The organism is Paenibacillus sp. P4_A7, assembly GCF_056402455.1.
In genome coordinates this window covers 1-12,609 of record NZ_JBFUHJ010000139.1, presented here as the reverse complement: position 1 = coordinate 12,609, position 12,609 = coordinate 1, and the positions used below count along the sequence as shown (strand labels likewise).

13 protein-coding genes are annotated in these 12,609 nt (G+C 42.9%); all 13 read left to right on the top strand.

All coding sequences use genetic code 11. The features are described 5' to 3' along the window. The first annotated feature begins 57 nt into the window (after nucleotides 1-57). Nucleotides 58-834 carry a spore cortex-lytic enzyme gene (gene sleB, locus AC1DWN_RS17320; protein ID WP_477560152.1) on the top strand — a complete coding sequence of 259 codons (777 nt, stop codon included), beginning with the start codon at nucleotides 58-60 and terminating at the stop codon, nucleotides 832-834. A 186-nt stretch (nucleotides 835-1,020) separates the two neighbouring features. Continuing rightward, nucleotides 1,021-2,295, top strand: a complete 1,275-nt coding sequence (yfmF, locus tag AC1DWN_RS17315; RefSeq protein WP_477560149.1) for an EF-P 5-aminopentanol modification-associated protein YfmF — start codon at nucleotides 1,021-1,023, stop codon at nucleotides 2,293-2,295. A 3-nt stretch (nucleotides 2,296-2,298) separates the two neighbouring features. Continuing rightward, nucleotides 2,299-3,585, top strand: a complete 1,287-nt coding sequence (yfmH, locus tag AC1DWN_RS17310) for an EF-P 5-aminopentanol modification-associated protein YfmH (protein ID WP_477560148.1) — start codon at nucleotides 2,299-2,301, stop codon at nucleotides 3,583-3,585. Further along, complete coding sequence (gene ymfI, locus AC1DWN_RS17305) at nucleotides 3,582-4,328, top strand: elongation factor P 5-aminopentanone reductase (protein ID WP_477560147.1); 747 nt, start codon at nucleotides 3,582-3,584, stop codon at nucleotides 4,326-4,328. Before yfmH ends, ymfI begins: the two co-directional genes overlap by 4 nt. A 109-nt stretch (nucleotides 4,329-4,437) precedes the next feature. Continuing rightward, a complete protein-coding gene (locus AC1DWN_RS17300) occupies nucleotides 4,438-4,689 on the top strand; it encodes a DUF3243 family protein (RefSeq protein ID WP_477560146.1) in 252 nt (83 codons plus the stop codon). Between the two features lie 196 nt (nucleotides 4,690-4,885). Further along, on the top strand, nucleotides 4,886-5,653 hold the full coding sequence (locus AC1DWN_RS17295; protein WP_477560151.1) for a DUF3388 domain-containing protein: 768 nt from the start codon (nucleotides 4,886-4,888) through the stop codon (nucleotides 5,651-5,653). Between the two features lie 18 nt (nucleotides 5,654-5,671). Continuing rightward, the gene (locus AC1DWN_RS17290; RefSeq protein WP_477560145.1) at nucleotides 5,672-6,595 is read left to right on the top strand and encodes a RodZ domain-containing protein; all 924 of its coding nucleotides are present in this window, start codon (nucleotides 5,672-5,674) and stop codon (nucleotides 6,593-6,595) included. A 141-nt stretch (nucleotides 6,596-6,736) separates the two neighbouring features. Beyond that, on the top strand, nucleotides 6,737-7,231 hold the full coding sequence (locus AC1DWN_RS17285; protein ID WP_477560144.1) for a YajQ family cyclic di-GMP-binding protein: 495 nt from the start codon (nucleotides 6,737-6,739) through the stop codon (nucleotides 7,229-7,231). Nucleotides 7,232-7,624: 393 nt separating this feature from the next. Beyond that, nucleotides 7,625-8,200 (top strand): CDP-diacylglycerol--glycerol-3-phosphate 3-phosphatidyltransferase, encoded by a 576-nt coding sequence (pgsA, locus tag AC1DWN_RS17280; RefSeq protein ID WP_477560143.1) that lies wholly within the window; start codon nucleotides 7,625-7,627, stop codon nucleotides 8,198-8,200. Nucleotides 8,201-8,289: 89 nt separating this feature from the next. Then, a complete protein-coding gene (locus AC1DWN_RS17275; RefSeq protein ID WP_477560150.1) occupies nucleotides 8,290-9,537 on the top strand; it encodes a competence/damage-inducible protein A in 1,248 nt (415 codons plus the stop codon). A 242-nt stretch (nucleotides 9,538-9,779) separates the two neighbouring features. Further along, nucleotides 9,780-10,829, top strand: coding sequence for a recombinase RecA (gene recA, locus AC1DWN_RS17270; RefSeq protein WP_477560142.1), 1,050 nt, complete (start codon nucleotides 9,780-9,782; stop codon nucleotides 10,827-10,829). Between the two features lie 82 nt (nucleotides 10,830-10,911). Further along, entirely contained in the window at nucleotides 10,912-11,610 is a 699-nt protein-coding gene (locus AC1DWN_RS17265; protein WP_477560141.1) for a regulatory protein RecX, read from the top strand. A 182-nt stretch (nucleotides 11,611-11,792) separates the two neighbouring features. Further along, the coding region (locus AC1DWN_RS17260; protein WP_477560140.1) for an Rnase Y domain-containing protein at nucleotides 11,793-12,609 on the top strand (817 nt) is incomplete at its 3' end.

The following is a 12,609-nucleotide window of genomic DNA, read 5'->3' as shown; positions in this document are numbered from 1 at the left end:
GAGTTAGGTAACGCTACCTTAAGCGAACTAACTTGTAAGAGAAAGGCAGATCCCTACATGAGAAATCGTTTGATTGTGTTGACCACGATAATCGTTCTGCTACTGTTTGGCTCGTTCTCACTTTTACGAGGCGCGCAGAACGAGACGAAAGAAACGTTCAGCAATGCTACGTTGAAGCAAGGGGCCTCTGGGCAAGACGTGTTTGAATTGCAAGGTCGTCTCAAGCATCTTGGTTATTTCAATGACAAAGTTGACGGAAAGTTTGGTCCTACGACAAAAAATGCGGTCACTTGGTTTCAATGGAAGTTCGGCTTGAAATCTGATGGAGTTGTTGGAGCAAAAACAAAGCTGAAGCTTTGGGAAGCTACAAAAGCTTGGAAGCCTACAGCCGATACTTCTAAACCGCCAGCGAATACGGATACAGGAAAAAAGGAGAATGCCGATTCATCCTCCATTCCCAAATCGAATCGATTAAACTTGACCGAAAACGATTTGAAGATGATGGCGAATGCTGTTTATGGCGAAGCGCGCGGAGAACCGTACGAGGGGCAAGTAGCGGTAGCAGCGGTTATTATTAACCGAGTGAAATCGCAAAGCTTTCCTAACACAATCTATGGCGTTATTTTTCAGCCACTCGCATTTACAGCTGTAGCGGATGGTCAGATTTGGTTGACGCCTAACGCGAAAGCAAGAGAAGCAGTAGAGGATGCACTTAATGGCTGGGACCCTTCGGATGGATGTCTTTATTATTTCAATCCTGAAACGGCAACATCGAAGTGGATATGGACGAGAACACAAATTAAAACAATCGGCAAGCATATATTTTGTATGTAATCCGAGCAGATTTTTCGAAAGGAAGCAGCCGTTACTGCCGAGTGCAGGAGCGGTTGCTTCTTCCATTTCCTATAGGTTAAAATGGAATAGGGATTTGACAATTGGAATAGATTTACTCTATATCCGTATGTGATAAACCTGCTTCTGCAAAGGAGCAAAACCGCATGAATGAAAGGAGCGAAACGCATGACCCAATTCGAAAGAGGGCAATTACAACGCATTCGACTACACGTTTTACCTACTAAGCGATTTAAGACGTTTGCTATTTCATTATTTGCTGGTCTTACACTTGATGAAGCAACGGTGACGCCTGTTGCGTTAATTCCATTTGTACTTAGAAGAGGAACCGCAAATACACCGGAAACCATCGCTTTTCGTGAGAAGCTAGATGACCTATATGGTGCTGGCTTTGGCTTTGACGTATACAAAAGAGGGGATTCACAAATCGTCCAATTTCGAATGGATGTTATCAATGATAAATTTGTCTCAGCAGATACTCCTTTACTTGCTGCTTCCATACAGTTTTTAGGGGATGTGTTAACAGACCCTTGTCTCGAAAACAACGGATTTCGTCAGAAATATGTCGATGCCGAAAAAATAACGCTAAAGAAGCGGCTAGAAGCCATTGTGAATGATAAAATTCGCTATGCTGCGGAACGGTGCTTAGAGGAAATGTGTGCAGATGAGCCCTATCGCTTGCATCCGCTTGGAAAGCTGGAGCAAATTGATAAAATAACGCCAGCATCGCTAGTTGAATCCTATGAGCAGTGGCTGGATCAAGCTGCGCTCGATTTGTATGTGGTTGGAGATACGACACTTGAAGAGGTTACGCAGCTCGTAACGCAGTCGTTCAAGTTGAAGGCAGGCTCTCCGTCACCATATTCGTTGCCTGATGTCAACCATCCGGTTAAAGAAGTGAAAACAGTGACTGAACGGATGGAAGTCAGCCAAGGCAAGCTGAATTTAGGTTTGCGCATTGGAATTGGTTATGATGATGAAGCTTATCCTGCAGCGTTGATGTTCAACGGTATTTTAGGCGGATACCCTCACTCTAAGTTATTTCTAAATGTGCGCGAGAAGGAAAGCTTGGCTTACTATGCGGCATCTCGATTAGATGGTCATAAGGGTCTGATAACGATTCAATCAGGTATTGAATTCGCTAATTATGAGAAGGCTGTCGCTATTATCCAAGAACAGCTTGAAAGTATGAAACAAGGCAAGCTCACAGAGCTGGAACTGGATCAGACGAAAGCCATGATTTCCAATCATCTTCGTGAACTTCAGGATTCAGCCTATGAGATGATTGCTTACGATTTTAATAGTGTGCTTACTGGTAAAAACAGAACTGCTGAAGAGCTGCTTTCGCAGGTTCAAGCCGTTACCGCTGAGGATGTTGTGAAGGTTGCGCAAGGTGTGCAGCTTGACACGATTTACTTCTTGCGTGATCGAAAGGAGGCATAATGCATGCAAACCCTTAGTTATCCAAACGTACAGGAAACGTTATACCGGGAAGTGCTTGAAAACGGTCTTGAGGTTATTGTATTGCCGAAGGAAGGCTTTAATAAAACGTATGCTACCTTTGCAACGAAATATGGCTCAGTAGATAATTGTTTTTCAGTAGGTAATGAGCCGGCTGTTAAAGTGCCTGACGGCATTGCCCATTTTCTTGAGCATAAGATGTTTGAAGAGCCGACAGGTGATATCTTTGCCGTATTTGCATCGCAAGGTGCATCTGCAAATGCATTTACGAGCTTTGACCGTACTGTTTACTTATTTTCTGCAACAGAGCAGATTAATGCAAATTTAGAAACGCTAATCAATTTTGTGCAAAATCCTTATTTCACGGATACGAATGTAGAGAAGGAAAAAGGGATAATTGAGCAGGAAATTAATATGTACCGCGACAATCCGGATTGGCGTGTATATTTTGGATTAATTGATGCGCTTTATCACGATCATCCTGTTCATATTGATATTGCGGGAACCGTTGAGTCGATAAGACAAATCGATAAAGAAACACTTTACAACTGCTACGAAACGTTTTATCACCCTTCCAATATGCTGCTATTCGTAGTTGGCGGTGTAGAAGCAGAGGAAGTGTTCAAGCTCGTTCGTGACAATCAAAATGCGAAATCGTTCACCCCACAAGGAGAGATCAAGCGTTATTTCGATCAAGAGCTTTCCACTGTTAAAACTGCAAGGAAAGTTATTGAGCTGCCTGTCTCACAGCCTAAATGTATGCTAGGGTTCAAAGAGAAGCGGGTTGGTCTTACAGGAGAAGCATTGCTGCGTCAGGAAGTTACTACAAAGCTTATGCTGGATGCTCTAATAGGACCAAGCTCGCAGCTTTATCAAGAATTGTATGAGAAAGATCTAATTTCTGACTCCTTTGGCCATGAATACAATTCAAGCACGGATTATGCATTCTCTGTAATTGGAGGAGATACACCTAATTCGGATGAGCTCATTGCACAGATACGGTCAGGTATAGAGAGTATTTTGAAAAGCGGAATTGAGTCTTCCGCATTTGAAAGGTCGAAACGTAAAAAAATCGGCGGATACTTGCGTATGCTGAACTCCCCAGAAGCAATTGCCAGTGAGTTTACACGATATCGCTTCCGTGACAGCGACATGTTTGATGTATTGACCTTCTATGAGAATTGTACGCTTGACGAGGTTAATGAACGACTGAGAGAGCATTTTGATTTCGATCAGCTTGCTGTGTCTATCGTGGAACATCCTTCTAAATGAAGAAACTGCAGGAAATGACGGTATTAATTACCGGGGGAAGCCGTGGAATTGGAGCAGCGATCGCAAAGCGTTTTGCCGCGGAAGGTGTTAATATCGTTATTCACTACGTAAATTCGCACGAGGCAGCTAACGAAACAGCAAGAACATGTATGGCCTTAGGCGCTAATGTATTGACCATTTCTGCTGATCTACGTTCAAAGGAGCAGCTTGAGCGGATGAAAGAAAAGCTTGAAAGTCATAACATGCTGCCCGATATATTAGTTAATAATGGCGGTATTTCTCATTACGGCATGCTCATGGATGTGACGGAAGAGGAATGGGATGATGTGATGGCAGTTAACCTGAAAGGGATGTTTCTTTGTTCCCAACTGTTCATGCCTAACATGATTGCAGAGCGATATGGACGCATCATTAATGTCTCGTCTATCTGGGGCATGTCAGGCGCCTCCTGCGAGGTGCTGTACTCAACGACTAAGGGCGGCATGAATGCATTCACCAAGGCGCTAGCAAAGGAGCTGGCGCCCTCTGGTGTAACGGTTAATGCTGTTGCGCCAGGAGCAGTGGATACACTTATGATGAACGGCTTTAATGCGGAGGAAAAAGCGGCCATGGAGCAGGAAATTCCAGTGGGACGATTTGGTTCGACTGATGAGATTGCTTCGCTTGTTTATTTTTTATCTTTGCCTGAGTCTTCGTACATCACGGGTCAAATTATTAGTCCTAACGGCGGCTGGCATACCTAGTTATAAATTACATTTTAGATGTACAAGCTTCCTGAATAATTAATGTCGCTTTGATACAAAATAATGATTGTTGATGATTCTTTTCTAAACCAATAGGAGGCGAAGAGGCATGTCAACCGTCCTTACTAATTTTGGAACCTGGAAGCATTTTTTGGCGGAACGTGTATCGCAAGCGAAGAAGATCGGAATGACGGAAGAAACCATTACGACTTTGGCTTACGAAATCGGGACTTTTCTCGAAGAGAAGGTCGACCCCAAAAATGAAGAACAACGTGTGTTGAAGGAGTTATGGGACGTGGGCGATGAGGCGGACCGCAAGGCGCTCGCCGGCTTAATGGTTAAGCTCGTTCAAAAATCATAACTGCAAGCAGACGCTGGGACGATTAGTGCATGAACAAGAATGGAACAGAAGTAGAAAAGCCTCCCATATGGAGGCTTTTCTGCAATGTTTCTTTTTGGGTTGCAGGATTGTGCCGGAAATTGTAGAATAGTGCTCTGTAGTGAATAAAACTTTTTTTAAATTATTCGATATGATGAGGCCTAGGACGGTGACAGCTGTGGAGTCAAAACAATGGTATATGGAGTATAAGATACATAAAAACCGACCGGGCTTGCTTGGTGACATTGCCTCATTACTTGGTATGCTAGAGGTCAATATTATGACGATTAATGGCGTCGAGGATCGAACTCGTGGTATGCTTTTGCAAACAGATGATGATGAGAAAATAGAACTTCTAGGCAAGATGCTGCAAAAGGTTGACAATATTACGGTAAACAAATTAAGAACGCCAACGATTGTAGACATATTGGCTGTTCGGCATGGACGCTACATCGAACGCGATTCCGATGATCGCAAGACATTCCGATTTACTCGTGATGAGCTTGGTATTTTAGTTGATTTTTTGGGTGAAATATTTAAAAGAGATGGCAATCAAGTTATTGGCTTACGTGGAATGCCTCGTGTTGGAAAAACAGAATCTATCATTGCAGGCAGCGTATGTTCAAACAAACGTTGGACATTCGTTTCATCCACTTTATTGCGCCAGACGGTTCGGAGTCAGCTGTCAGAGGAAGAAATGCAGCCTAATACTATTTTTATTATTGATGGGATTGTAAGTACGATACGTTCGAATGAAAAGCATTACGGCTTGCTTCAAGATATTATGGCTATGCCTTCAACAAAGGTTATCGAGCATCCAGATATTTTTATTAAAGAATCTCAGTACGATTACAGCCACTTCGACATTATAGTCGAGCTGCGCAATACACCGGATGAGGAAATATCGTACGATTCTTTTATCGCCAACTATAATGACGATTTCTAAAAGGAAGGAGACCGTCTCATGTCTGATTTAGGTGCATTGCTTCGTAATGCGAGAGAACAACACGGTTTAACACTTGATGATATTCAAGAAACAACAAAAATTAGAAAAAGGTATTTGGAAGCGATCGAAAGTGGAGATTATCGCGTGCTTCCAGGAACCTTTTACGTCAGAGCATTTGTGAAAAGCTATTCCGAAGCGGTTGGACTTGATCCTGATGAAGTGCTTCGACTATATCAGCATGAGGTGCCAGCTGCTCCGGTAGAGCATGTCGTTGAGCCTGTTTCCGTTCGATCGCCTCGCCGTGTAAAGTCGCGATCTTCAGAAAGAATGGGGAAAATCGGCTTTAATTTGATGATGTGGTCCTTTCTTATCCTGATCATCGTTCTACTTTGGATTTACGTTATCAATAAAGATGGCGGGCCAACGGATAAGGTAGATCAGAATACGAATATTACAGACGCTTTAAAACCTCCACCTACCGATAAGGGGAATAATGGTTCAAACAACGGAGGAGTAACAGGAACTCCAGTTGCAACGCCTGAGCCGCCGCCAGTTAAAGCGCCGACAACGGTTACCTTTTCCAAAATAGTTGGTAAAGCAGATCAGTATGATATCGGACCAGCAGGTGAGCATAAGGTTGAAATAAAAGTAGTTGGCGGTAGAAACTGGATTGAGGTTCGCTCTGGCAGCAACAAAGGTGAGAAGCTTTTCTATGAAAATGCCGAGGACGGCGATGTGAAGACCTATGATTTGGTTGAGCCGATCTACATAAATGTAGGGCGTTCTGATTTCGCGGAGATATCAGTGGACGGTGTGCCTGTTCCAGACGGAGATCGCGCGGGATCAAAGAAATTATTGCTTATACCTGTAGCAGTTGAAGAGCCGATTACAAGTAACACACCGACTGATGGTACAGACACAGGTACGACAAAAACGGAGTAATGAAACATAGTGCTAACGAAGTAAGTTTTGCATTCGCAAAACTAAGATAATGCTTACGAAGTAAGTTTTGCATTCGCAAAACTAAGATAATGCTTACGAGGTAAGTTTTGCATTCGCAAAACTTTTAAAGGAGAGAGAGAAATGGCGTCAGAAAATGCTTTTGATATTGTATCCAAGGTGGATATGCAGGAGCTTGCAAATGCGATTAAACAAGCGGAGCGGGAAATTGAAACACGCTTTGATTTTAAAAATAGCAAGAGCAGCATAGCATTAGAAAAGGAAGAGTTAGTTGTAGCGTCTGAGGACGATTACAAGCTAAAGAGTGTACTCGATATTTTGCTATCCAAAATGGTGAAGCGTGGAGTACCCATTAAAAACTTGGATTATGGAAAGATTGAAGGTGCTTCGGCTAATACAGTTCGTCAGCGCATTAAGCTAAAACAAGGTATTKAGCAGGATGTATCGAAGAAAATCAACATACTAATTCGCGATTCAAAACTGAAAGTGAAGAGTCAAATTCAAGGCGATCAGCTGAGAGTTACGGGCAAAAGCCTTGACGATTTGCAAGCTGTTATGAAGCTTCTTAGAGAAGCAGATCTGCCTGTAGAACTGCAATTCACTAATTATCGCTCGTAATCAAGCGTAAACGGCTGTCGCCGTCCTTGGCGGCAAAGCTCGTTTCGCGGTGGTTATATAGAAATGGATAAGCGTGAAACTTATAAATTCTATATAATTAATGGAGCTTCGTTTCGTCGCATAGTCGATAAACGAGGCTTTTCGTTTGGTGATTGCCAATGAGTAAAATACGATTATTCCTGTTTTTGACACGTGTAAGGTCATGTATTATACTTAATGAAATAGTGTATTGAAGGGGTTTGGTAACACACAGATGGCAGAATTAGCAAAACTACTTACACATCGTTACAAGAAAGATCAAGCCCATTTAACATTATTATCAGGTTCAATTCACGAACAAGGGGTTCGTATAACGCACACCTATGAGTTTGAACTATCCAAGGAGGTCATTGCGTGAACCTGGCGAATAAAATTACACTAGCCAGAATATTTTTGGTGCCGGTTATCATGTTTTTTCTGCTTATTAAAGTGGACTTGGGGTCGTTTGTCATATCAGATTTCTCCATAACATATAACCAAGTCATAGCGGCAATTATATTTATTGTGGCAGCAAGCACGGATGGACTAGACGGCTACATAGCACGCAAGAACAAAATTGTTACAAACCTAGGCAAACTACTTGATCCACTAGCTGATAAGCTTTTGGTTGCAGCGGTACTTATTTCACTTGTAGAAATGAACAAGCTGAATGCACTGATCGCGATTGTAATTATAAGCAGGGAGTTTGCGGTCACTGGCTTGCGTCAGATCGCGCTTCTTGAAGGCTCTGTAATGGCAGCAAGCATGTGGGGTAAATGGAAAACAGCGATTCAAATTACGATGATAATCGCGATATTGCTAAATAATTTCCCATTCGCCTTTATCGATTTCCCGTTTGACGTTTATGCAAGCTGGATTGCAACCATTATTACCGTTTACTCCGGTATTGATTATTTTATGAAAAACAAACATTTGATTCCAGTAGAGTAATGATAAAAGCATCTTTCCGTCTTACGGGAGGGTGCTTTTGTCTGTAAGCAAGGCAGCCTTTTGAATTTGTATGAAATGGGGAATGAATGATGAAAGCAGAAATTATCGCAGTAGGTACGGAGTTATTGCTTGGTCAAATTGTAAATACGAATGCACAGTTTATATCGCAAAGGTTAGCGGGATTAGGTGTGGATGTATATTTTCAGACTGTCGTTGGTGATAATGCAGATCGATTAAAGCAAGCGATTGAAATTGGCAGAAGTCGTGCTGATCTGCTGATTTTCACTGGCGGACTTGGGCCCACACAGGATGATATTACGAAAGATGTACTTGCTGCTTACTTAAACCGAGGGCTCATTCTTCATGAACCATCCATGGATGCAATTGAGCATCTATTCAGCTCACGGGGTATACATATGGTAGAAAGCAATAGGCGGCAGGCATTAATGATCGAGGGCAGTGACGCGCTTGAAAATACGGCAGGGCTCGCTGTCGGCAATGGGATAGCCGTAGATGGCACTTTATACATGCTTCTGCCTGGACCGCCGAAGGAAATGAAGCCGATGATGGAAGGCGCGGGCGAGCTATGGCTTAGATCAATGCTTGGCGATGTAAAGGCTCTGTACTCTCGTTCGTTGAAATTCGCAGGTATTGGTGAGTCTAATCTTGAAGCTAAGCTGCTTGAACTAATTGAAGGACAGTCAGATCCAACGATAGCTCCTTATGCGAAGGAAGGCGAAGTGACTATCCGTGTTTCTACCAAAGGGAGTTCGCTTGTGGAAGCAGATCAGAAAATGGATCAAACGGTAGAAAAAATAAAACGGCTTGTTGGTGAGTACCTCTATGCGGAAAAGGATATTCCAATAGAAGAAGAAGTGGTTCATCTTCTAAGACGTTCAAGCCGTAAGCTTGCAAGCGCGGAAAGCATCAGTGGTGGATTGCTGGCCGAACTCATTACAAACGTTCCTGGGAGCAGTGGGGAGTATGTAGGAGGGGTTGTAACCTACACGAATACCATGAAGCATCATCTTCTTGGTATTCCGATGTCTCAGCTTGAAGGAGAAGGTGCGCCGGGTGCGATTAGCGATTCTACAGCAGCATTAATGGCGGAGCGCGTTAGAGAACTGTCAGATGCTGATTTCGGGGTATCTTTAACAGGTGTTGCAGGTCCATCAGAATCAGAAGGAAAGCCTGTTGGGCTTGTTTACTTCGCAATAGCAGAGCGCGGCAAGCCAACATTAGTGCATACGATGAATTTGAGCGGGAATAGAACGATTATACGACTACGAGCAGTTAAATCCGCATTTTATCAATTGTGGCGTTCATTGCAGGTTTAGATTTCTAGCGATAAAAGCTATTTTGTATGATTATGTAAAAAGTAATTGTCAATCGCTGATTGGATGTTATAATAGAAGATAATTACGGAAGAACCGTGGCGAAGATTACTTCGCTGCGGTTTTTTTTATGTCTAAATTTGGAGGTGTCACGAAAAAGACGAATGTATGTTCGAAAAAAATGCTTGGCAACCTGTCCGAAAAAAGGTATCATAAAATTATAAATAGTGAAGGATGTGGGATCGATGTCGGATCGTCGCGCTGCGTTGGAAATGGCTATGCGCCAAATTGAGAAGCAGTTTGGTAAAGGCTCTATTATGAAATTGGGTGAATCCACACACATGCAAGTAGAAACCGTGCCTAGCGGTTCACTTGCTCTAGATATCGCATTGGGAATAGGCGGATTGCCACGTGGACGTGTAATTGAAGTTTATGGACCTGAATCATCAGGTAAAACGACTGTTGCTCTTCATGCGATCGCAGAGGTTCAAAAGGCTGGGGGAACAGCAGCTTTCATAGATGCTGAGCATGCGCTAGACCCTCTATATGCAAGTAAGCTTGGGGTTAATATTGATGAACTGCTGCTTTCACAGCCTGATACAGGCGAACAAGCATTGGAAATTGCTGAGGCGCTCGTTCGAAGCGGAGCGGTTGACATTATTGTTGTCGATTCCGTTGCAGCACTAGTTCCTAAAGCAGAAATTGAAGGAGATATGGGAGATTCTCATGTCGGTCTTCAAGCACGTTTGATGTCACAAGCTTTGCGGAAGCTTTCGGGAGCAATTAGCAAATCGAAGACGATTGCTATCTTTATTAACCAATTGCGTGAGAAAATCGGCGTTATGTTCGGTAACCCGGAGACAACGCCAGGCGGTCGTGCGCTTAAGTTCTACTCCAGTATTCGACTTGATGTGCGTCGTATTGAAACAATCAAACAAGGCAATGACATGGTTGGTAACCGGACACGTATTAAAGTTGTAAAGAATAAGGTAGCTCCGCCATTTAAGCAAGCTGAGATCGATATTATGTATGGTGAAGGTATTTCTAGAGAAGGAAGCCTTGTTGATATCGGTGTGGAGATGGAAATTGTTCAGAAGAGCGGCGCATGGTTTTCTTATAACGGCGAACGACTTGGACAAGGACGCGAAAATGCGAAGCAATTTTTGAAGGACCATAAAGACACAGCCGCGATCATCGAATCGCAAATTCGTGAAGCAAGTAATTTGGCAGCTACGGCAACGCCAGCTGATTTCTCCAAAGATGCAGACGAAGAAGAATTCGAAGATCTGGATTAAGCCATAGTAAAACATGATAGATGTACCTGCATCGCCGTCCCGTCAGGGAGGCGATGTTTTGTTTAGATAGGGGGCCACACCAGTGRTGAATGATGAACACGATGCGAGCTTTACGATTATGTCAGTCAAACAAGACAAAAAGGAACGTAGACGGTATCACATCTTCTGCGAAGCGGAAGAGCCTTTACTGTTTGTTCATGAAGATATATTAATTCGTTTTCGGTTAATGAAGGGGCAGCAGCTAACAACTTTAGAAGTTGAAAATATACGCAAAGAGGACGAACAGTACCGCGCATATGCACTAGCTGTCTATTATCTTGGAGCGAAGCCTAGAACACGTAAGCAATTAGAGCAGTATTTGATGCGCAAAGAGTTTGAAGAAAATAATATTATCTATGCACTAGATCGATTGGAAAGTGAACACATTATTGATGATGATGCTTATGCCAAACAATTTGCGGCACAACGACTTCGAAATGGGCTGAAGGGTCGTCGATGGATCAAACAAGAACTTCAACAGCGTGGTATTTCTAGGGATACGGCCGCAGAGGTTGTAAATTCACTCGATCAAGAATCAGAGCTAGCTTCAGCAAAAGTAGCAGCCGAGAAAAAGTGGCGCTCTCTAAAAGGAGAGCAAAAAGACCGAAAACGTAAGCTGATGGGCTATTTATTACGTAGAGGTTACCCTGGTGATATCGTAAAAGAAGCGGTTAATTCGATTGATATAAATGAAGAAATAGAGATGTTCGACGAAGATGATGGGCTTTTGCTTGACAATTGATTTTACGAAAAGATAAAATGAAGTTGTATTCTTTCTATCATGAATCAATTTTCCTTCCAAAAGTTGATTCAAAACGATTATTTTCGTCAAATTGTTTGATGATGAAACGGTATTGAAGCCGATTGAAAACCTAATATCATCCCAAGCAGAGCCTTGGTGTATGCAACAAGGAGGTGAACAAGATGAATCCAATTATTTGGATCTTGATCTGTCTCTTTGTTGGCGTAATTTTCTTTTTCGTTGGTTATTTTATACGAAAGTCGATTGCCGAGGCTAAAATTTCTAGTGCAGAGCAAGCTGCTGTCCAAATCGTGGAAAGCGCGAAGAAGGAAGCTGAAGCACAGAAAAAAGAAACCGTACTAGAGGCGAAAGACGAAGTCCATAAACTCCGTACCGAAGCTGAGAAAGACATTCGTGAGCGACGCAACGAAGTCCAACGTCAAGAAAGACGCTTGGTACAGAAAGAGGAGTCGCTGGATAAAAAGTTAGAAGCGCTAGAACGCAAAGAAGAGATTGTAGCCAATAAAGAGAAGCGGATCGAAGAGACGCAAGAGCAAATCGATACGATTTACAAGCAGCAGCTTAGTGAGCTAGAGAGAATTTCTAGCTTAACGACTGAAGATGCGAAATCGATTATTTTGTCAAACGTTGAACAGGAAGTTCGACACGAAACAGCTCAAATGATTAAAGAGATCGAGCAGCAAGCGAAAGAAGAAGCTGACAAAAAAGCACGTAACATTATTTCGCTAGCAATCCAACGTTGTGCGGCAGATCATGTGGCTGAGACAACGGTATCCGTTGTAACTTTGCCTAATGAAGAAATGAAAGGCCGTATTATCGGACGTGAAGGCCGAAATATCCGTGCTTTGGAAACATTGACCGGTATCGATCTCATAATCGACGATACACCGGAAGCGGTCATTTTGTCTGGTTTCGATCCAATCAGACGCGAAATTGCCCGCACTGCTCTAGAAAAGCTTGTAGCTGATGGTCGTATCC